Here is a 19,605-nt window from a genome sequence, read left to right as displayed (position 1 = left end):
GAGGAGCCAGAAGTGACCGTGCCCAAGCTCGCCCTGTCCGACAACACCGGGGAGGCACTGGCCAAGACGCGCGCCGACGTGGTCGTCATCGGCACCGTGGCCGGCGAGGACGGGCCCGTGCTCGCCGCGGGCGCCGCGGCCGTGGACGCCGCCTTCGACGGCCGGCTCGCCGGCCTGCTCGCCACGCTCGGCGCGAGCGGCAAGGCCGAAGAGGTCGTCAAGGTGCCGACGCTGGGCAAGCTCGGTGCCGGTGTCGTCCTGGCCGTCGGCCTGGGCAAGGAGGGTGACGGCGTCACCCCGGAGCAGGTCCGCCGCGCCGCCGGTGCCGCCGGCCGCGCGCTCGCCGGCACCGACCGCGCGTTCGTCACGCTGTCGGAGCTCGACCTGCAGGCCGCCGTCGAGGGCACGATCCTCGGCTCGTACGTCTTCACCGAATACCGCTCCGAGAAGGGCGACGCGCCGGTCGCGAAGGTCGACTTCGCCAGCCCCGCGGACGGCACGTCCCGCGACCACAAGGCGACGCTGAAGGCGGCCGGCAGCATCGCCGAGGCCGTGCTCACCGCCCGCGACCTGATCAACACCCCGCCGAACGACCTCTACCCGGCGTCCTTCGCCGAGCGCGCCAAGAAACTCGCCGAGGACAACGGCCTCGAGTTCGAGGTGCTCGACGAGAAGGCCCTCAAGCGCAAGGGTTTCGGCGGCATCCTCGGTGTCGGCGGCGGCTCCGCGCGCCAGCCGCGCCTGGTCCGCATCGCCTACAAGCCGGCCAAGGCCGCCAAGAAGGTCGCGCTGGTCGGCAAGGGCATCACGTTCGACTCGGGCGGCATCTCGCTCAAGCCCGCCGCCAACATGGACCACATGACCTCGGACATGTCCGGCGCCGCCGGCGTGCTCGCGTCGGTCGTCCTGGCCGCGAAGCTGAAGTACCCGCTCGAGATCGTGGCGCACATCCCGCTGGCGGAGAACCTGCCGTCCGGGACGTCGTACCGCCCGGGTGACGTCCTCACCATGTACGGCGGCAAGACCGTCGAGGTGCTCAACACCGACGCCGAAGGCCGCCTCGTGCTGGTCGACGCGATGGTGCGCGCCGCGGAGGAGAACCCGGACTACCTGATCGAGACCTCGACGCTGACCGGCGCCCAGGTCGTCGCGCTCGGCAACCGCACCGCGGGTGTCATGGGCTCGGACGACTTCCGCGACCGCGTCGCCGCGATCATGCGGGCCACCGGCGAGAACGGCTGGGCGATGCCGCTGCCCGAGGAGCTGCGCGCCGACCTCGACTCGCGGCTGGCCGACCTGGCCAACGTCACCGGGCACCGCTGGGGCGGCATGCTCGCGGCCGGGATCTTCCTGCGCGAGTTCGTCGCCGACGGCCTCGACTGGGTGCACATCGACATCGCCGGCCCGTCGTTCAACTCCAGCGCGCCGTGGGGCTACACCGGCAAGGGCGGCACCGGTGTCCCGGTCCGCACGATCGCCGCCGTGCTGGCGGACATCGCCGCCAACGGCTGAGTGGACGCGGGCGAGTACCTCGAAGCGGCGGTCAGGGACATCCTGACCGCCGCTTCGTCCACTGTGGACAACCAGGTCGGGTACGCGGCCCTGCTGCTCGCCACCGCCGGCGCCCTCGGCGAGGCCGACCGGCTGGTGACGCACTGGCAGGCCCGCACGGAACGGCCCGTCAGCGCACTGGCCGGCGACCCGATCCGGGCCCGTGCCTGGGAAATGCTCTTCGAAGCCCGCGGCGGACGTCCCGCGTGGGCCGAGGGCCTGCCGCCGCTGGACCTCGACGCCGAAGAGCGCGCGCACATGACGTCCCTGCGCCGTCCGGTGTCCGATCTCGACGGTGTCCTCCCGCCCGGAGTGATCGCCGAGGTCGTCAAGCACGTCGCGCCGTCCCGGCCGGACAAGGTCCGCACCGCGCTCGCCGACGGCGACCTCGCCCGCTGGGCCGAGCTGGCCGGCCCGCGTCCCGACGTCGCGATGCTGGCGGCGACCCGCGCCCTGGCCCCGGCCCTGGTGGCCGGCGCGGACCCGCTCGGCCTGGGCGGCTGGGCCGAGGCGGGCGCGGGCGCGCTGGTCGCGGCGCTGAACGAGCGCTACCCGCCGGACCTGGGCACCATGCCGGAGCTGGTCGCGGAGATCCTGCGCCTGCGCGGCGGGGTCACCGCGCCACCCCCGGCGTCGGCCGCGGCGATCCGCTCGGCCGAACAACGACTCGGCGTCGAGCTGCCCGGCGACCTGCGCGAGTTCCTGCGCACCTGCGACGGCCTGCCCGCCGACGTCGTCTTCCCGCGCCTGCTCGGCACGGCGGACCTGCGCGCCGAGAACGGCGTGGTGCTGCTGGCCGAACCGGCGGTGCTGCTGCTGTCGGCGTCGCACGTCGTGGAGGTCGACCCGGTGCTCGGCACCACCGTGCACCCGTCGTTCCGCGCGGTGCTCGAACACCACGCCACCCTGTTAGCGTCGGCGCAGTGACCACCCTCACCGTGGAGAAGATCACTCCCGAGAACGTCGCGGCCACTTGCCAGCTGGCGGTCGAAGAGCACCAGAAGGACTTCGTCGCGCCCGTCGCCGTCTCGCTCGCCGAGGCCTACACGCGGCCGGAGGTCGCCTGGCCACGGCTGATCCGCGCCGACGGCGAGCCGGCCGCCTTCGTGATGGGCGCGTTCGACCCCGGCGCGGAGCTGGACTTCTTCCGCTGCGGGATCTGGCGGCTCAACGTCGGCGCCGGCGTCCAGGGCCGCGGCTACGGCCGCTTCGCCGTGGAAGCCGTCCTCGACGAGGCCCGCCGACGCGGCGAAAGGGCCGCGACGGTGCTGTGGCTCCCGGCCGAGGGCGGCCCGGAGAACTTCTACCTGCGGCTGGGTTTCAAGCCGACCGGCCAGACCTTCAACGGCGAGGTCGTCGGCCGGATCGACCTCTGAGGTATGCCGCGGCCGGTCGTGAGAGTTCAGGGCGGTTCCAGCAGACCAGCGTCTGGCCCCCTACCGGAACACCGCAGGCCAACCCGCCCGCACCAGAAGTCACACGCGCCACGCCGGTACCGGTCGTGAGTGTTTAGGAGGGTTCTAACCCTTCTAAACACTCACGACAAGCCACGGCAGACCACGATCCGACAGCCACAGACCGCCGGCCGGAACCCGGCAGGTCACCAAAAGCCCTGGCCACTCACGACGGGTGCGCTAGACCTGGCCGCGCTTCTTTCGCTCCGTGTACTCGCGCATCCGCTTCGGGTAGCCGATCCGCGCGACCTCGTAGACCGGGATCGAGCGGCGCTGGCCGAAGCTCTGCGCCGACTCCAGGCTGCCGATCCGCCGCCGGGTCCACTCGCCGTCGTGAGCGACCAAGACCACTGTGGTCTCCGTGACGTTGGTCTTGGGCTCGACGAACGCCTCGACCCCGCGCCGCGTGGCCGCCCACTCCTCGAGGTGCCGGGTGTCGTCCGAATTGGCTTTCCGCAGCGTACCGGCCCGCTGACCGCCCTTGGCGCGCCTGCGCAGCGAGTCGAAGAGCCCCACCGCGACCACCTCTCCTCCAGGTACTTTGCCTCCTCATTATCCCGGACTCCCCGTGTGGTCGGTGTCGCACACCCGGCTAGGTCGCAGCCCCGTCCGGCGTAGTGACAAGATGGCGGAGTCGCGCGCGCGGTTATACCGGGAACGGGCGACGACAGAGCATCACCCCACTGCTTGCCGAGGAGTTATTGAAGTGACCGACACCTCCGCCGACCTCGTGATCCTGGGAGGCGGATCGGGCGGCTACGCCGCGGCGTTCCGCGCGGCCGAGCTGGGCCTTTCCGTCACGTTGATCGAGAAGGACAAGCTCGGCGGGACCTGCCTCCACCGGGGCTGCATCCCGACCAAGGCCCTGCTGCACGCAGCCGAGGTCGCCGACGAAACCCGCGAAGCCGAGGCGGTCGGCGTCAAGGCCGTCTTCGAGGGCATCGACATCGCCGGGGTCAACAAGTACAAGGACGGGATCGTCTCCCGGCTGTACAAGGGCCTGCAGGGCCTGGCCAAGGCGCACAAGGTGAACCTCGTCGAGGGCAGCGGCACGTTCGTCGGCGGCACGACCGTCGAGGTGGACGGCACCCGCTACACCGGCAAGAACGTCATCCTCGCCACCGGCTCCTACTCGCGCACGCTGCCGGGTCTGGAGCTCGGCGGCCGCGTGATCGCCAGCGAGCAGGCCCTCGCCCTGGACTACGTCCCCAAGAAGGTCGTGGTCCTCGGCGGTGGCGTGATCGGTGTCGAGTTCGCCAGCGTCTGGGCCTCCTTCGGCGTGGACGTCACCATCGTCGAGGCGCTGCCCCGGCTGGTCCCGAACGAGGACGAGTTCGCCTCCAAGCAGCTCGAGCGGGCCTTCCGCCGCCGCAAGATCGCCTTCAAGACCGGCGTGCGGTTCACCGGCGCGAAGCAGGACGACAACGGCGTGAGCGTCTCGCTGGAATCCGGCGAGACCCTCGAGGCCGACCTGCTCCTGGTCGCCGTGGGCCGCGGGCCGAACTCGGCCGGCCACGGGTACGAGGAGGCCGGCGTCAAGATCGACCGCGGCTTCGTGCTCACCGACGACCGGCTGCGCACCAACCTGCCGAACGTCTACGCCGTCGGCGACATCGTCCCGGGCCTGCAGCTCGCGCACCGCGGCTTCCAGCAGGGCATCTTCGTCGCCGAGGAGATCGCCGGGCTCGCCCCGCGCGTGATCGACGAGAGCGGCATCCCGCGGGTCACCTACTCGCACCCGGAGGTCGCGTCGGTCGGGCTGACCGAGTCGCAGGCCAAGGAGAAGTACGGTTCGGACGTCACCACGTTCACCTACGACCTCGGCGGCAACGGCAAGAGCCAGATCCTCAAGACCTCCGGCGGGGTCAAGCTGGTCAAGGCCCCGGACGGCCCGGTCGTGGGTGTACACATGGTGGGTGACCGCGTCGGCGAGCTGATCGGCGAAGCGCAGCTGATCTACAGCTGGGAGGCCTTCCCCGAGGACGTCGCCCCGCTCATCCACGCGCACCCCACCCAGACCGAGGCCCTCGGTGAAGCGTTCCTCGCCCTCGCGGGCAAGCCGCTGCACGTGCACAGCTGACGTCTCACCAGCAGAATCCAGACCACGCAGAATCTTGAAAGAGGAGTCAGCGAACGATGGCCTACTCCGTCACACTGCCGGAGCTCGGGGAGAGCGTCACCGAAGGCACCGTCACCCGGTGGCTTAAGCAGGAGGGCGACACCGTCGAGGTCGACGAGCCGTTGCTCGAGATCTCGACCGACAAGGTCGACACCGAGGTGCCCTCCCCGGTGGCGGGCACGGTCGTGAAGATCAGCGCCGCCGAAGACGAGACCGTCGAGGTCGGCGCCGAGCTGGCCGTGATCGACGACGGTTCCGGCGGCGCGCCCGAGTCTTCCGCCCCTGCGCAGGAAGAGCAGAAGTCCGAGCCGGAGCCCGAGCCCGAATCGGCCCCCGAGCCCGAGGCCCGGGAGAGCGCACAGGACAGCGCGCCGAGCAAGCCGGACACCGCGCCGGCCGCCGGTGGCGAAGGCACCGAGGTGAAGCTGCCCGAGCTGGGCGAGAGCGTCACCGAGGGCACCGTCACGCGGTGGCTGAAGCAGGTCGGCGACTCGGTCGAGGTCGACGAGCCGCTGCTCGAGATCTCCACCGACAAGGTCGACACCGAGGTGCCGTCGCCGGTCGCCGGCACGGTGCTGGAGATCCGCGCGGGCGAGGACGAGACCGTCGAGGTCGGCGGCGTCCTGGCCGTGATCGGCGACGCGAACGCCGCGCCGAAGGCGGAGTCGAAGCCGGAGCCGGTCCAGGAGTCCAAGCCCGAGCCGAAGCCGGAACCCAAGCCGGAGCCGAAGCCCGAGCCGGTCCAGGAGTCCAAGCCGGAACCGAAGCCCGAGCCCCAGGCCGAGCCGGCTCCCGCCGCGGCGAAGGAAAGCTCGGCGGACGGCCCGTACGTCACGCCGCTGGTGCGCAAGCTCGCGTCGGAGCACGGCATCGACCTGTCGAGCCTGACCGGCAGCGGCGTCGGCGGCCGGATCCGCAAGCAGGACGTCCTGGCCGCGGCCGAGGAGAAGCAGAAGGCGGCCGCCCCGGCGCCCGCCGCTGCCGCCCCGGCGGCGCAGGCTCCCGCGGCTTCGGCCCCGGCCGCTCCGCGCCCGACGGCCGTCTCGGTCTCCCCGGAGGTCCAGGCGCTGCGCGGCACCGTGCAGAAGGCCAGCCGGATCCGGCAGATCACGGCCACCAAGACCCGCGAGTCGCTGCAGATCGCCGCGCAGCTCACGCAGGTCCAGGAAGTGGACGTGACCAAGATCGCCAAGCTGCGCCAGCGCGCGAAGGGTGCCTTCAAGGAGCGCGAGGGCGTCAACCTGACGTTCCTGCCGTTCTTCGCGAAGGCGACCGTCGAGGCGCTGAAGCAGCACGCGAACGTCAACGCGTCCTACAACGAGGACACGAAGGAGATCACCTACCACGGCGCCGTGCACCTGGGCATCGCGGTGGACACCGAGCGCGGCCTGCTCTCGGTCGTGATCCACGACGCCGGCGAGCTGAGCCTGGCCGGTCTCGCGCACCGCATCGCCGACCTGGCGGGCCGGGCGCGGGCCAACCAGATCAAGCCCGACGAGCTGTCCGGTGGCACGTTCTCCATCACCAACATCGGCAGCGTCGGCGCCCTGTTCGACACGCCGATCATCGTGCAGCCGCAGTCCGGCATCCTCGGCACGGGCGCGGTCGTCAAGCGCCCGATCGTCGCGACGGACGCCGACGGCAACGACACCATCGCCATCCGGTCGATGGCGTACCTCCCGCTGACCTACGACCACCGCCTGGTGGACGGGGCCGACGCGGGCCGCTTCCTGATGACGATCAAGCAGCGTCTGGAAGAGGGCAACTTCGAGGACGAGCTCGGTCTCTGACTCACCCCGGCGATGGCCGCCACGGGACTCCCGTGGCGGCCATCGCCGTTTCCGGGCCGGGAATGCGGCCGGGCACCGGATAGGCGACGATCGACCCATGCGAGTACTGATCGCCGGGGCGAGCGGGTTGATCGGATCGGCGCTGGGCGAACGCCTGCGGCGCGACGGCCACGACGTCCGCACGCTGGTGCGGCGCGAAACCCGGGCGGCGGGCGAACACCGCTGGGACCCGCCGGCCGGCACCATCACCGACGGTGCCTTCGAGGGTGTCGACGCCGTCGTCAACCTGGGTGGCAAGCCGCTGTTTCCCGGCCGCTGGAGCGCGATGCGCAAGCAGGAGCTCATCGACAGCCGGGTAGAACCGACCGAGGTGCTCGCCGAAGCCGTCGCCGAACACGGGGTCGGCGTCTTCGTGAACGCCTCCGCCGTCGGCTACTACGGCGATCCCGGACCGTCCACTGTGGACGAATCGGCGAAGCGCGGACAGGGTTTCCTGGCCGAACTCTGCGAAAGCTGGGAAGCGGCGACGGCGGCGGCGCGTGACGCGCGGGTCGTCCACATCCGGACCGGGCTGGTGCTGTCGTCGAAGGGCGGCCTGTACGGCTTGCTGCGCCCGCTCTTCCGGTTCTGCCTGGGCGCGCGTCTCGGCGACGGCCGCCAGTACATGCCGTGGATCGCCCTCGAGGACGAGGTCGGCGCGATCGTCCACGCCCTCACGCACGACTCGCTGTCCGGCCCGGTGAACCTGACCGGGCCGGCGCCGGTGACCAACGCCGAGTTCACCCGCGCGGTCGGCCGCGCCGTGCACCGGCCCGCGCCGTGGTTCGTGCCCGGGTTCGCGCTCAAGGGGGTGCTCGGCCAGGCCGGCGAGGAGATGGCGCTGTTCGGGCAGCGCGCCGTCCCGGCCGCGCTGGAAGACTCCGGTTACGCGTTCCGGCACCCGACGCTGGACAGCGCGCTCGCCGCGGCATGACCGTCCGGGTACGGCGCTGGCTCGTCGTCGGCGTGGTGCTGTCGGCCGCGTTCGTCCTGCTCGGGCTGAGCGTCGCGCGGCAGCCGCTCGCCCTGGACGTCGCGGTCGCCGACGCCCTCCACGGCGTCTACGCCCAGCCGCTCGGCCGGATCGCCCAGGCCGGCAGCGACGTCCTCGGGCCGGTGCTCCCGTTCGTGCTCGGCACGGCCCTGGTGGCGCTGGCGCTGCGCCGCCGCGAGCACGTCGGCCTGTGCGTCCGGCTGGCGGTCGTGCTGGTGCTCTGCCGGCTGACCAGCCTGGTGTTCAAGCCGGTCTTCCTGCGCGAACGCCCCCGCGACTACCCGGACCTGAGCTACCCGAGCGGGCACGTGACGTCGGTGGCGAGCACCGGGTTCGTCGTGCTGCTGCTGTGCGCGTGGCTGTGGCCGCGGCTGGTGAAGCGCGTCGCGGTCGCCGTCGTCGTGGCGACCGTGCTGATCGCCGTCTTCCGCGTCGTACTGGGCGTGCACTGGGTCACCGACACGATCGGCGCGGTGCTGGCCGTGACCGGTGTCGGGCTGCTCTCAGCCTGTGCCTTGCGCCTGCTTCCGGCGGGTGACGGGCGTAGCCTCGACGCGTGAGTTCTTCCCGCACTTCCTGCCGCGCCAGCACCGAGCCCGTCGACGTCCGGGAGCTCGGCACGATCGACTACACCGAGGCCTGGGAGCTCCAGCGGAGCAGCCTCACGGCCCGGGCCGACGGCACCGCGCCCGACACGATGCTCCTGCTGCAGCACCCTTCGGTGTACACCGCCGGCAAGCGCACCGAGCCCGAAGACCGGCCCACGGACGGCACCCCGGTGATCGACGTCGACCGCGGCGGCAAGATCACCTGGCACGGCCCCGGCCAGCTGGTCGGCTACCCGATCGTGAAGCTCGCCGACCCGATCGACGTCGTGCACTACGTGCGGCGGCTCGAGGAGGCGCTGATCCACGTGTGCGACCAGCTGGGGGTGCGCAGCGGGCGCGTCGAGGGCCGCAGCGGCGTCTGGATCCCGGCCGACGAACGCGGCATCGAGCGCAAGATCGCCGCGATCGGCATTCGCGTCCAGCGCGGCGTGACCATGCACGGCTTCGAACTGAACTGCAACGCCGACCTGGGCGCGTTCGACAGCATCGTCCCGTGCGGCATCCGCGACGCGGGCGTGACGTCCCTGTCGTACGAGCTGCAGAAGGACGTCAGCGTGGAAGCGGTCCTGCCGCTGGCCCGCGACGCCGTCCTCGCGGCCCTCGAAGGCGAACTCCCGGTGAGCGACGACCGCTGGCTCCCGCGCCCCGAGGCCCCGCAGGCCGCAGGCGTCACCTTCGCCCTCCAGAACTGAAAGCCGTGAAGGCCACCTCGAGGTGGCCTTCACGGCTTTGAACCTCAGTCCAGCTGCGGGGCGACCTCGGACGCGATGAGGTCGATCTGGTCCAGGTCGGACAGGTCCAGCAGCTGCAGGTAGACGCGGGTGATCCCGGTCTTCTCGCGCCACTGCCCGATCCGGTCGACGACCTCGGCGGGCGTGCCGGCCAAGCCGCTCTTGCGCAGCCCCTCGGCGTCGCGCCCGATCGCCGACGCGCGGCGCTCGACCTCGGCGTCGTCGCGGCCGACGCCGACGACCAGCGCCACCGAGCGCAGGATCTCCTTCGGGTCGCGGCCGATCTCCTGGGCCGCCGCCTCGACGCGGGCGAACTGCGCGGCCGCGGTCTCCTGGTCGGCGAACGGGAGGTTGAACTCGTCGGCGAACCGCGCGGCCAGCGCCGGGGTGCGCTTCTTGCCCGAGCCGCCGATGATCACCGGCGGCGCCGGCGACTGGGCGGGCTTCGGCAGCGCCGGCGAGTCGGTCAGCGTGTAGTGCTCGCCCTTGAAGGAGTACGTCTCCCCCGCCGGCGTCTTCCACAGCCCGGTGATGATCTCGAGCTGCTCGGCGTAGCGGTCGAAGCGCTCCTTCAACGGCGGCAGCGTGAGGCCGTACGCCTGGTGCTCGGCGTCGTACCAGCCGGCGCCGAAACCGAACTCGACGCGGCCGCCGGACATCTGGTCCACCTGCGCGACGGAGATCGCGAGCGGGCCGGGGTGCCGGAAGGTCGCCGCGGTGACGAGCGTGCCGAGCCGGATCCGGCTGGTCTCCCTGGCCAGGCCGGCCAGGGAGATCCAGGCGTCGGTCGGGCCGGGCAGGCCGTCGGCCGAGCCCATCTTCAGGTAGTGGTCACTGCGGAAGAAGGCGTCGTAGCCGGCGGCTTCGGTCGCCTTCGCGACACGCAGCTGGTCGTCGTAGCTGGCCCCTTGCTGGGGCTCGGTGAAGATCCTCAAGTCCACTGCGTCAGCCTATCGACGGAGTGGCCTCTTCGCCGTCGGTGCGCCGCAGCCGGACCAGCATGCGGACGATCACGTCCTCGATCTCGGCGCCGACCTTCTTCGGGTCGGGCGAGCTGGCGATCTCGGTGGCCGCGCTCGACAGCGCGCCGAACAGCAGCCGCGCGGTGACCTCGACCGGCACCGGCTCGACCTCGCCGGCGTCGATCAGCGACTGCAGGCCCGACCGCACGAGCCCGAAGCTGCACCGCTCCTCGGCCTCGCGCCAGCGCTCCCAGCCCATCACGACCGGCGCCTCGTGGATGGCGATCCGCTGGTAGGCGGGGTCGAGGCAGGCGCGGATGAACGCGTTGAGGCCGGCGAGGGCCCGCTCCCAGGGGGTGCCGTCGCCGTTCATGATCTTGTCCAGGCGGTCGTAGACGAGGCTTTCGACCGAGTCGAACGCGGCTTCGAAAAGGGCCTGCTTGCCGCTGAAGTGGTGGTACAGCGCACCCTTCGTCACCCGGGCGCGTTTGGCGATCTCGTCGAGCGAGGTACCCGCGTAGCCGCGTTTGGTGATCAGTTCCACCGCGCTGTCGACCAGCGCCGACCGCGTCGACTCGGAATAGTCGAGTCGCCTGGACCTCATTGTCGCCACCTTCACAACTTTACGCCCGGAGGATCTCTCCATACCCATGGTATGTTCACCGTGTCAGGTCCGTACCGAGAGTATGCCGCAGACCCGCGGTATGACCCTCGCCACGGAAGGGGAGCCACAACCATGAGCTGGACCGACTTCTACCGACGTCAGGAAATCCTCGAAGCCACCGTCCGCCGGGGCGGCCGGAACCCGGGCGCGCCGCTGCCGCTCGACGAGGTCCCCGGTGCCGCGGACCACTTCGGCTGTGAGGAGAACGTCCTCGCCGCCCTGCAGTACAAGTGGACGCAGGTGCTGAGCGGACGGCTGCGCACCGAGGTCACCGACCCGGACGACGCCGACGGCCTGGGTGACCACGTCGACGCCGTCACCCGCGCCTGGCGCGCCACCGTCGACGAGCACGAGACGCTGCGCGCGGTGCTCGACGGCGGTCTCGAGCGCCACGCGTCGCTGCGCCGCATGCACGAAGGCGAGCTGCGCATGCTCGCCGTCACCTCCGGGCTCGCCGACCCGCGCGAACCCGCCGACGAGATCACCAAGGTGGGACACGCGCTCGAGGCGCTGCTGCGCACGAGCCGCCAGGAGTCCCTCCGCCCGCGCCACCCGGTGATGGGACACCTGCGGCGCCTGCTCGCGCCGAGCGCGTAACAAGGGTTAAGTAAGCGCATGACTCAGCGCTGGTCCGAAGCCGACATCGCCGACCAGACCGGCCGCACCGCGGTGGTCACCGGCGCGAACTCCGGCCTCGGCCTCCGCACGGCCGAGGTGCTCGCGGGCAAGGGGGCCCGCGTGCTCCTCGCGTGCCGCTCGGCCGAACGCGGCGCGAAGGCCCTGGGCCAGGTGCGCGCGGCCGCGTCGGGCGCCGCACCCGAGCTCGTCAAGCTGGACCTGGCCGATCTCGGCTCGGTGCGCGAGGCCGCCGCGTCGGTGCGCGAGCTCACCGGTGACCGGCTGGACGTCCTGGTCAACAACGCCGGGCTGATGATGACGCCGCGCGGCAAGACCGCCGACGGCTTCGAGACCCAGTTCGGCACCAACCACCTCGGCCACGCGGCGCTGACCTGGCTGCTGCTGCCCGCGTTGCGCGGCGGTAGCGGCTCCCGCGTCGTCACCCTGTCGAGCGTCGCCGCGACCGGCGCGCGCATCGACTTCGCCGACCCGAACTTCGAGCACCGCCGCTACAACCCGGGCGCCGCCTACGGCCAGTCGAAGCTGGCCAACCAGGTCTTCGCCCTCGAGCTGAACCGCCGGCTGCGTGCCGCCGGTGAAGACATCCTCAGCGTCGCGGCCCACCCCGGCTACACGTGGACCGGCCTCGGCCAGGGCATGGCCCGCTCGTACCGCAACCCGGTGCTGCGCGCCGTGATCGGCGGCGGCAACCGGCTCGGCGAGATCCTGCTGGCCCAGGGCCCCCGCATGGGCGCGCTCCCCCAGCTGTACGCGGCCACCGCGGACGGCGTCGAAGGCGGCGAATACCTCGGCCCGCGCGGGGTCGGCGGCCTGCGGGGTTACCCCGTCAAGGTGAACCCGCTGACGCCCGCGCGCAGCGAGGCGATCGGGGCCGCGTTGTGGGATCTCACCGCGAAGCTGACGGGCATCACCCCCGACCCCGCGTAGTCCGGACGGGCGTACGGTTGAGGGCGTGAGTGCTGCGCCTGAAGGCCGGAAGCTGCTGCGTCTGGAAGTCCGCAACAGCGAAACGCCGATCGAGAAGAAGCCGCCGTGGATCAAGACGCGGGTGCGGATGGGCCCGGAGTTCACCGAGCTGAAGGGCTTGGTGCGCCGCGAAGGTCTGCACACCGTCTGCGAAGAAGCGGGCTGTCCCAACATCTACGAATGCTGGGAAGACCGCGAAGCCACGTTCCTCATCGGCGGTGACCAATGCACGCGCCGGTGTGATTTCTGCCAGATCGACACGGGTAAGCCCGCGGAGCTGGATCGGACGGAGCCGCGGAAGGTCGCGGAGTCCGTGCAGGCCATGGGTTTGCGGTATTCGACGGTCACCGGTGTGGCTCGCGATGACTTGGACGATGGCGGTGCGTGGCTGTACGCCGAGACCGTCCGTCAGATCCACGACTTGAACCCCGGCACCGGTGTTGAGCTGTTGATCCCGGACTTCAACGCCGACCCCGCGCAGCTGGCCGAGGTCTTCGGGGCGCGGCCGGAAGTGCTGGCCCACAACGTCGAGACGGTCCCGCGGATCTTCAAGCGCATCCGCCCGGGCTTCCGCTACGCGCGTTCCCTCGAGGTCATCACCAAGGCGCGCGAAGCGGGCCTGGTGACGAAGTCGAACCTGATCCTCGGCATGGGCGAGACGCCCGACGAGGTCGCTCCCGCCATGCAGGACCTGGTCGACGCCGGGTGCGAGATCCTGACGATCACCCAGTACCTGCGGCCTTCCCCGCGGCACCACCCGGTCGACCGCTGGGTGAAGCCGGAGGAGTTCGTCGAGCACTCCCAGGCCGCCGAGGCGATGGGCTTCGCCGGTGTGATGGCGGGTCCGCTGGTGCGGTCGTCGTACCGCGCGGGACGGCTCTACGCCCAGACCAAGGCCCACCGCGGTGAGGTCCTGCCGGAGAACCTCCAGCACCTCGCCGTCGAAGGCCCTGCCGCCCAGGAAGCCGCGTCGCTGCTGGCGCGGTGACCGACGCCACACCACCGACCTTAAAGGATCGGTAAAGTGGCGCGCATGGCCCTGGTTTCGGATCTCTTGAGCTGGCTGCAAGGACTCCCGGAACCGGGGCTCGTCGCGGCGACCGGCGGCCTGGTGTTCGCCGAGTGCACGATCGGGCTGGGTTTCCTGGCCCCGGGCGAATCCGGGCTGCTCATCGCCGCGACGACCGCGAACACCGTCGCGCGGTTCCTGGCCCTGTGGACGGTCGTCACGCTCTGCGCGACCGCGGGCGACGCCCTCGGCTACGTCATCGGCCGCCGCTTCGGGCCGCGCCTGCGCGAGACGAAACTGATCCGCAAGTACGGCCTCGAAGGCTGGGACAAGGCCACGTCGGTGCTGGAACGCCGCGGCGCGTGGGCGGTGTTCTTCGCGAGGTTCCTGCCGGTGATCCGCACGCTGACCCCGGCCGCGGCCGGGACGTCCGGACTGCCGTTCCGCAAGTTCCTCCCGGCCGCCGCGGCGGGCGCGTTCTGCTGGTCGCTGGTCCACATCAGCATCGGCGCGGCCCTGGGTGAAGCGGCAAAACGCATCGAGGGCGCGTTGAACACGGGCGGCCTGATCGTGGTCGGCGTGCTGGCGGCGGTCGCGGTGTTCTTCTTGCTGCGCTTGAAGAAGCGCAAGGCCCTCGCCGCCGAACGCGAACCCGAACGCGTCCCCTGAGGGTGCGGCCCGAGACGCCGGGCCGCACCCTCCCGGCGTCAGCGACGGGCGCGCGTCGCCCTGCCGGTGGCCCAGCCGATCAAGCCGAGCGCCAGCAGCGCCCCACCGGCGACGAACGGCCAGGAACCGGTGCCCGGCACGGACGGCGCCGGCGCGGGGGCAGCGAGGTCGTACCCGCCGAGCTTGCCCTGCGCGCGGTACGCCGAACCGGGCAGCTTGTCGCCGTAGAGCCGGTGCACCAGCTGCTGGTACGCCGGCAGCGCGAGGCCGTCACCGACCCGCGAGCGCGCCGGGTCGTTGAGCGGCAGCACCCGGCCCTCGCGGATCCGGTACCACGCGTTGACCTGCGGCTCGGTGAACACGACGTCCCCGTGGGCCTGCGCCGGGTACGTCAGCTCCTCGGTCCCGGTGGTGAAGTTGGTCGCGGCCCAGCCGGCGGGTTCCGGCGTCAGCCAGACCGTCGCCTGGCGGCCCGTCGAGGCCTGCGTCCGCACGGCGAAGTAGGCGAACGCCGCCGGCGTCGCGTCCGGCGTCCCGGCGACGAACGCCGGGTCGAGGGAGTAGACGCGCAACGGCTCACCGGCGACCTTCGGCGCCTGCTCCACATCGGCCCGCGCGACACCGGACCGCTTGTCGAGCTGGCCGAAGAACGACGACAGCTTCGCCGTCGTGTCCGCCGAGGCGAGGGCCTGCTTGGCCGCCGCGACGTCCGTGTTCGTGGGCTCCGAAGCCGAAGCCGTCCCACCGAAACCGAGCACCAGCGCGGAGCCGGCGAGGAGGGTGACGAGTCCGCGGAAGACGTTCATGTCACGCCCCGATCCGGTAGAGGGACTGGGCCCACTGGAACTGCCCGTTGCGGACGTAGCTCGAGTGCGCCATCGCGCTGTAGCGCTGGCTGCTCGGCCACGGGTCGCCGTAGTAGACGAGCCCGCTGGTGTCGTAGCCGTAGATGACCTGGGCGTGGCCGCCGCCGGCGGTCCAGTAGATGCCGGTCTCGATCGGGCGCCGCGCCCCGATCTCGCTTTGCACGGACGCGAAGCTCAGCGCGCTGGTCACCGTGCCGGGCCGCAGCCCGAGCGCCTGGTAGCCGCGCTGCACGTACGTCAGCTCACCGGCCTGGTTGGGGCACTGCGAGCCGGCCGGGTAGCCGCGGGAGTAGTCGCAGAACGTGTTCTGGCTGACGTTCGAGCCGTAGCCCAGGAACCGCGCGATGGTCAGGCCGCTCGCGGCCCAGCACCACTGGTTCTGCTCCTGGACGAGCTGGCTGATGGCCAGGGTGGTGGCGGCCCGCGGCGCGGCCGTCACGGGCGGGGAGAACAGGCCGGCCAGCGCCACGCACAGCACGCCGATCGCCGTTGATCGTCTGAGGTGCATTCGTTGCTCCTTGTCGGCAACAGGTGGGGACTCGCCGAGCGTCTCCCGTTGCCGCGCCGGGCAGTAATCCCAGCGGGGATAACACCGGCGTTATGCCGCCTATCGGGCGGAGACGAGCCGTTCGCCCGGTTCCTCCGGATGCTGCCGGCACCACCGCGCGAAGTGCGGGTTCCGGTGCTTCGACGCCTCGTACGCGACCTCCGCGCAGCGGAACACCTCGTCGGTCACCGGCGTCCGGGCGTCGTCCTCCCGCGTCGCGAACAGCAGCGTCGTCCAGAGCGGGTCCCCGGCGAGCGGCAGCGCGACCAGCCCGGGCGGCGGCGCCGACGCGGCCTGAGCGAGACACACCGCACCCTGCGCGATCAGCGTGCCCGCGGTGCCCGCCTCGGACGTGAAGTGCCGCACCCGCGGGGTGAACCCGGCGGCCGCGCAGGCCTGCAGGAACCGCACGCGCACGCAGTTCTCGTGCGGCGGCGGCAGGATCCAGTCGACGTCGGCCAGATCGGCGAGGTCGACGACGCCACCCTGGATGGCCGGGTGCCCCTGCGCGATCCCGACGAAGATCGGCTCGGTCGCCAGGGTCCGCACGGTCAGCCCGGAGTAGTGGTGCGCCTCGGCCCCGTCGAACCGTTCGAGCAGGGCGACGTCCACCCGCCCGGTCGAGAGCAGCTTCAGCAGCGTCAGCGAGGCCGGTTCGGCGTAGGTCTGGACGTCGAGCGTCTCCCCCAGCTCTTCGATGAACCGGCCGATGATGAGCAGCGGCACGTACCCGATCTTGAGCGTCTCCGCGACGCTCTCGCCGTGGCGCCGGGCGGTGGCGACGAGGGCCTGCATGTCGGACAGCAGGGCGTCGGCGCGGGCGAGCACGAACCGGCCGAGCTCGGTGGGGCGCACCCCGCTGGGCTCGCGGACGAACAGGTCGCCGCCGAGGATGCGTTCGATGCGCTTGAGCTGCGCGGTGAGGGCGGGCTGGCTGACGCCGAGCACGGTCGCGGCGCGGCTCACGCTGCCGCCGTCGGCCACCGCCCGGACGGCCCTGAGATGGCGCAGTTCCAGCTCGGCCACGTCCAGCAGGTTAACGCCGCCTTCACGGCCGGCACGACCTGCGAAAGTCGGGCTTACTACATTCGGCGGTATGAGTTTCGCGGATCTTCCCCGGCCGATCGGCTTCGTCCTCGGCGGTGGCGGCAGTCTCGGCGCCATGCAGGTCGGCATGCTGCGCGCGGTCGCCGAAGCCGGGATCACCCCGGACCTCGCGGTCGGCACGTCGGTCGGCTCGCTCAACGCGGCCGTGCTGGCCCTGACCCACGACGACCCGATCGAGCGACTGCGCGGGATCTGGGCGCACATGACGCGCGACGAGGCGTTCCCCGGCGGCGTGCTGAGCCGGGTCCGGACGCTGACGCAGAGCAAGACGCACCTGTTCCCCAACAGCGGGCTGACCCGGATCATCAACGAGCACGTCGGCGCCGATCGCCGGTTCGAGGACCTGGCGCTGCCGCTCGGCGTCGTCACGACGCAGGTCGACACGGCCGAGCCGCTGCTGATCCGGTCCGGGCCGCTCCTGGAGCCGCTGCTGGCCAGCTGCGCGATCCCGGGGATCTTCCCGCCGGTCTCGTACGAAGGACGGCTGCTGTACGACGGCGGGCTCGTCGCGAACGTGCCGATGCGGCAGGCGCTGGCGATGGGCGCGCAGTCGCTGGTGGTGTTCGACTGCGCGTTCCCCGGGAAGCTGCCGAGTGCGCCGCGGACGTTCGCCGAGGTGATGATGTTCACCGCGATGATCAGCATGCGGAACCAGGCCGTGCTGGAGGCGCCGCTCGCGGCGTCCCAGGTGCCGGTGGTCTACCTGCCGGGGCCGGCGCCGTCACGGGTGAACCCGCTGGACTTCGGCCACACGGACGCGCTGGCGGCCGAGGCGTACGACGCGGCGAAGGAGTTCCTCGAGGGGATTGCGGTGTCCGGTGCGGGGCTTTACGGCGCTCCTGGTCTGGTCGTCACGTGATCCACGTCACGACGATGCACCGATGCGGTCGCAAGGACGTCATCGCTATCGCGTAGTTTTGATGGTAATGCCCGCCGATCCCAATTCCTCAAAAAGAGACAATATGCTCCCCAAGAAGACTTTACTTTCGGTGGCCGGGATTCTCGCCGGAGCACTGCTGCTTTCCGCCTGCTCGTCCGGTGACGACGGTGGTTCGCCTGCCGGCGGAGCGCCGACGTCCGGATCCGAGGCGCCGTCCGCGACCCCGGTGGCGGTGACGTTCGAGCCGGCGGGCGGCACAGGAGTGAACCCCGCGACCCCCGTCGTCGTCAAGGCGGCCAACGGGAAGCTCATCGACGTCACGGTGACCAACACCGCGAAGGGGAAGACGGTGGCCGGCAAGCTGGCGGCGGACTCCCTCAGCTGGACGTCCAGTGAGCCGCTCGGCTACGGCGCGACGTACAAGATCGTCGCGCACGCCCAGGGCACCGACGGGAAGCCGATCGAGCAGGACAACCAGATCAGCACGGTCGCCCCGAAGAAGCAGGCGAACGCCAACCTGATCCCGGCGCCGTCCGCGGTGGCGAGCACGGGTGTCGGCGTGGGCCAGCCGATCGTCTTCAGCTTCGGCAAGATCGCCGTCAAGAACAAGGCGGACGTCGAGAAGGCCCTCACGGTGGAGTCGTCGCCGAAGCAGGAGGGCAGCTGGTACTGGATCGACGACTCGAACGTCCACTACCGGCCGAAGGAGTACTGGAAGGCCGGCACCACGCTGAAGGTCACGGCGAAGATCTACGGCGTCGATTTCGGCAACGGCGTCTTCGGCGCGGAGGACCGCACCGAGACGTACAAGGTGCACGATTCCTGGATCGCGAAAGCGGACGGGAACACCGAGCAGATGCAGATCTTCCACAACGGCGCGATGGTGAAGTCCATGCCGATCTCGATGGGCAAGGACGCAACCCCGACGCATTTGGGCGCGCACGTCATTTCGGACAAGCAGGCCAATTACACGATGGACTCGTGCACGTACGGCGTCTGCCCACCCGACCCGAAGGCGTACCGCTCCGACGAGAAGTTCTCCCAGCGCATCTCGAACGACGGCGAGTTCGTCCACGAGAACCCGAACAGCGTGGGCCAGCAGGGAAGCTCGAACGTCTCCCACGGCTGCATCAACCTGAACGCGGCGAACGCCCAGTGGTTCTTCCAGAACCTGGGCCTGGGCGACGTAGTGGAGGTAACCAACTCGGGCGGCCCCCAGCTCCCGGTCTGGGACCTGTACGGCGACTGGTCCAAGTCCTGGGCCGACTGGCAGGCCGGCTCGGCCGTGAAGTGATTGGTCTGGCTTTGAGATAGGGCCGGGAGCTTGCTGCTCCCGGCCCTTTTTCATGCCCCGGCGGATCAGGCCAGCCTTTGCCGTGCCTGGTCAGCCGCCGCGCGAGAGGCTTCCGCGGCTCGCCAACGTGACAGGCGAGGCATCACACGTGCTCACAGGGGCATCACGTGTGATTGGGGAGGCATCTCGCGTGATCCGCGGGGCATCACGCGTGATCAGGCGGGCATCACTCGGCGCCCGGACACGAGACTCGCGGGATCGAAGTCAGAACTCACGCACCCGAAGGGCCGGTTCGCGCACCTGGAGGGACGGCTGCGGGATGGGAAGCCAGCTCGCGCGGCTGCACGGTCGGCACGCCTGACCCAGCGAGCCGACACCTGTGATCAGAAGGCCAACACCCATGATCCGGGAGCTGACACCTGGCCAGCAGGCCGGCACCTGTGATCCGAGACCCGAACACCTCACCGGCAGGCCGACACACGCATGCTCGCAAGGGCCGACTCGTGTGTTTGCGGGGTCGGCACGCGTGATTGCGAACCCGACACCTGTGATTGCGAGGCCGAATCGCGTGATTGCGGAGTCGACACTTGTGATTGAAGGGTCAACACGCGTGATTCGGAAGCCGACACGTGATCGGAAGGTCGGCGCGTGTGATTGCCGGGTCGACACGACCTGTGGGTGGGTATAAAGAAAAGGGCCCGGCCGGGAGAACCATG

General features: G+C 71.0%; 20 protein-coding genes. 14 read left to right on the top strand and 6 right to left on the bottom strand.

Going from position 1 to position 19,605, the window contains the following annotated elements:
- The first annotated feature begins 12 nt into the window (after positions 1-12).
- Genes VA596_RS34160 through VA596_RS34150 form a run of 3 tightly spaced genes read left to right on the top strand, consistent with a single transcriptional unit; the run spans position 13 to position 2,927 of the window.
- Positions 13-1,512 (top strand): leucyl aminopeptidase, encoded by a 1,500-nt coding sequence (locus tag VA596_RS34160; RefSeq protein WP_323332538.1) that lies wholly within the window; start codon positions 13-15, stop codon positions 1,510-1,512.
- Positions 1,513-2,478 (top strand): SMI1/KNR4 family protein, encoded by a 966-nt coding sequence (locus tag VA596_RS34155; protein WP_323332537.1) that lies wholly within the window; start codon positions 1,513-1,515, stop codon positions 2,476-2,478.
- Positions 2,475-2,927: a GNAT family N-acetyltransferase gene (locus tag VA596_RS34150; protein ID WP_323332535.1), complete on the top strand. Its 453-nt coding sequence runs from the start codon at positions 2,475-2,477 to the stop codon at positions 2,925-2,927. The genes VA596_RS34155 and VA596_RS34150 overlap by 4 nt, the downstream gene beginning before the upstream one ends.
- A 258-nt stretch (positions 2,928-3,185) precedes the next feature.
- Here VA596_RS34150 and VA596_RS34145 read toward each other — a convergent pair whose 3' ends face one another.
- Complete coding sequence (locus VA596_RS34145) at positions 3,186-3,530, bottom strand: oxidoreductase (protein ID WP_323332534.1); 345 nt, start codon at positions 3,528-3,530, stop codon at positions 3,186-3,188.
- Positions 3,531-3,711: 181 nt separating this feature from the next.
- On the opposite strand from VA596_RS34145, the gene lpdA reads away from it, so the two are divergent.
- The 5 genes from lpdA (at position 3,712) to lipB (ending at position 9,247) form a co-directional block, all read left to right on the top strand.
- The gene (gene lpdA, locus VA596_RS34140) at positions 3,712-5,085 is read left to right on the top strand and encodes a dihydrolipoyl dehydrogenase (protein ID WP_323332533.1); all 1,374 of its coding nucleotides are present in this window, start codon (positions 3,712-3,714) and stop codon (positions 5,083-5,085) included.
- A gap of 56 nt (positions 5,086-5,141) precedes the next feature.
- Entirely contained in the window at positions 5,142-6,914 is a 1,773-nt protein-coding gene (gene sucB / locus VA596_RS34135) for a 2-oxoglutarate dehydrogenase, E2 component, dihydrolipoamide succinyltransferase (RefSeq protein WP_323332531.1), read from the top strand.
- Positions 6,915-7,011: 97 nt separating this feature from the next.
- Complete coding sequence (locus tag VA596_RS34130; protein ID WP_323332529.1) at positions 7,012-7,887, top strand: TIGR01777 family oxidoreductase; 876 nt, start codon at positions 7,012-7,014, stop codon at positions 7,885-7,887.
- Entirely contained in the window at positions 7,884-8,507 is a 624-nt protein-coding gene (locus VA596_RS34125) for a phosphatase PAP2 family protein (RefSeq protein ID WP_323332528.1), read from the top strand. Before VA596_RS34130 ends, VA596_RS34125 begins: the two co-directional genes overlap by 4 nt.
- The gene (gene lipB, locus VA596_RS34120; protein WP_323332527.1) at positions 8,504-9,247 is read left to right on the top strand and encodes a lipoyl(octanoyl) transferase LipB; all 744 of its coding nucleotides are present in this window, start codon (positions 8,504-8,506) and stop codon (positions 9,245-9,247) included. Before VA596_RS34125 ends, lipB begins: the two co-directional genes overlap by 4 nt.
- A 44-nt stretch (positions 9,248-9,291) precedes the next feature.
- Here lipB and VA596_RS34115 read toward each other — a convergent pair whose 3' ends face one another.
- Positions 9,292-10,227, bottom strand: coding sequence for an LLM class F420-dependent oxidoreductase (locus VA596_RS34115; protein ID WP_323332525.1), 936 nt, complete (start codon positions 10,225-10,227; stop codon positions 9,292-9,294).
- A 4-nt stretch (positions 10,228-10,231) separates the two neighbouring features.
- Positions 10,232-10,852, bottom strand: a complete 621-nt coding sequence (locus tag VA596_RS34110; protein ID WP_323332523.1) for a TetR/AcrR family transcriptional regulator — start codon at positions 10,850-10,852, stop codon at positions 10,232-10,234.
- Positions 10,853-10,984: 132 nt separating this feature from the next.
- On the opposite strand from VA596_RS34110, the gene VA596_RS34105 reads away from it, so the two are divergent.
- From VA596_RS34105 to VA596_RS34090, 4 genes are read left to right on the top strand one after another with little or no spacing between them, the layout of a single operon-like run.
- On the top strand, positions 10,985-11,509 hold the full coding sequence (locus VA596_RS34105; protein WP_323332521.1) for a hypothetical protein: 525 nt from the start codon (positions 10,985-10,987) through the stop codon (positions 11,507-11,509).
- 18 nt (positions 11,510-11,527) lie between these two features.
- Positions 11,528-12,478: an oxidoreductase gene (locus VA596_RS34100; protein ID WP_323332519.1), complete on the top strand. Its 951-nt coding sequence runs from the start codon at positions 11,528-11,530 to the stop codon at positions 12,476-12,478.
- A gap of 25 nt (positions 12,479-12,503) precedes the next feature.
- Positions 12,504-13,505, top strand: a complete 1,002-nt coding sequence (lipA, locus tag VA596_RS34095; protein WP_323332517.1) for a lipoyl synthase — start codon at positions 12,504-12,506, stop codon at positions 13,503-13,505.
- Positions 13,506-13,550: 45 nt separating this feature from the next.
- Positions 13,551-14,195: a DedA family protein gene (locus tag VA596_RS34090; RefSeq protein WP_323332515.1), complete on the top strand. Its 645-nt coding sequence runs from the start codon at positions 13,551-13,553 to the stop codon at positions 14,193-14,195.
- Between the two features lie 38 nt (positions 14,196-14,233).
- Here VA596_RS34090 and VA596_RS34085 read toward each other — a convergent pair whose 3' ends face one another.
- From VA596_RS34085 to VA596_RS34075, 3 genes are all read right to left on the bottom strand, one after another.
- Positions 14,234-15,001, bottom strand: a complete 768-nt coding sequence (locus VA596_RS34085) for a hypothetical protein (protein ID WP_323332514.1) — start codon at positions 14,999-15,001, stop codon at positions 14,234-14,236.
- 1 nt (position 15,002) lies between these two features.
- Positions 15,003-15,569 (bottom strand): papain-like cysteine protease family protein, encoded by a 567-nt coding sequence (locus VA596_RS34080; RefSeq protein WP_323332513.1) that lies wholly within the window; start codon positions 15,567-15,569, stop codon positions 15,003-15,005.
- A gap of 99 nt (positions 15,570-15,668) precedes the next feature.
- Positions 15,669-16,634, bottom strand: a complete 966-nt coding sequence (locus tag VA596_RS34075) for a LysR family transcriptional regulator (RefSeq protein ID WP_323332511.1) — start codon at positions 16,632-16,634, stop codon at positions 15,669-15,671.
- 70 nt (positions 16,635-16,704) lie between these two features.
- Here VA596_RS34075 and VA596_RS34070 point away from each other — a divergent pair, with 70 nt between their 5' ends.
- The gene (locus VA596_RS34070; RefSeq protein WP_323332510.1) at positions 16,705-17,574 is read left to right on the top strand and encodes a patatin-like phospholipase family protein; all 870 of its coding nucleotides are present in this window, start codon (positions 16,705-16,707) and stop codon (positions 17,572-17,574) included.
- Between the two features lie 103 nt (positions 17,575-17,677).
- A complete protein-coding gene (locus VA596_RS34065) occupies positions 17,678-18,889 on the top strand; it encodes a L,D-transpeptidase (protein ID WP_323332508.1) in 1,212 nt (403 codons plus the stop codon).
- Positions 18,890-19,605: the final 716 nt, after the last annotated feature.

Origin of the sequence: Amycolatopsis heterodermiae (assembly GCF_034929455.1) — a bacterium.
Taxonomy (GTDB): Bacteria; Actinomycetota; Actinomycetes; order Mycobacteriales; family Pseudonocardiaceae; genus Amycolatopsis; species Amycolatopsis heterodermiae.
The sequence above is the reverse complement of the archived record's forward strand: the minus strand, read 5'-3'. Positions and strand labels throughout refer to the sequence as shown.

Excerpts from the sequence above, each read along its gene's own strand:
- sucB (WP_323332531.1), top strand. The coding sequence starts at position 5,142 with ATGGCCTACTCCGTCACACTGCCGGAGCTCGGGGAGAGCGTCACCGAA.
- VA596_RS34130 (WP_323332529.1), top strand. The coding sequence starts at position 7,012 with ATGCGAGTACTGATCGCCGGGGCGAGCGGGTTGATCGGATCGGCGCTG.
- VA596_RS34125 (WP_323332528.1), top strand. The coding sequence starts at position 7,884 with ATGACCGTCCGGGTACGGCGCTGGCTCGTCGTCGGCGTGGTGCTGTCG.
- VA596_RS34110 (WP_323332523.1), bottom strand. The coding sequence starts at position 10,852 with ATGAGGTCCAGGCGACTCGACTATTCCGAGTCGACGCGGTCGGCGCTG.
- VA596_RS34105 (WP_323332521.1), top strand. The coding sequence starts at position 10,985 with ATGAGCTGGACCGACTTCTACCGACGTCAGGAAATCCTCGAAGCCACC.
- VA596_RS34100 (WP_323332519.1), top strand. The coding sequence starts at position 11,528 with ATGACTCAGCGCTGGTCCGAAGCCGACATCGCCGACCAGACCGGCCGC.
- VA596_RS34090 (WP_323332515.1), top strand. The coding sequence starts at position 13,551 with ATGGCCCTGGTTTCGGATCTCTTGAGCTGGCTGCAAGGACTCCCGGAA.
- VA596_RS34085 (WP_323332514.1), bottom strand. The coding sequence starts at position 15,001 with ATGAACGTCTTCCGCGGACTCGTCACCCTCCTCGCCGGCTCCGCGCTG.
- VA596_RS34080 (WP_323332513.1), bottom strand. The coding sequence starts at position 15,569 with ATGCACCTCAGACGATCAACGGCGATCGGCGTGCTGTGCGTGGCGCTG.
- VA596_RS34070 (WP_323332510.1), top strand. The coding sequence starts at position 16,705 with ATGAGTTTCGCGGATCTTCCCCGGCCGATCGGCTTCGTCCTCGGCGGT.
- VA596_RS34065 (WP_323332508.1), top strand. The coding sequence starts at position 17,678 with ATGCTCCCCAAGAAGACTTTACTTTCGGTGGCCGGGATTCTCGCCGGA.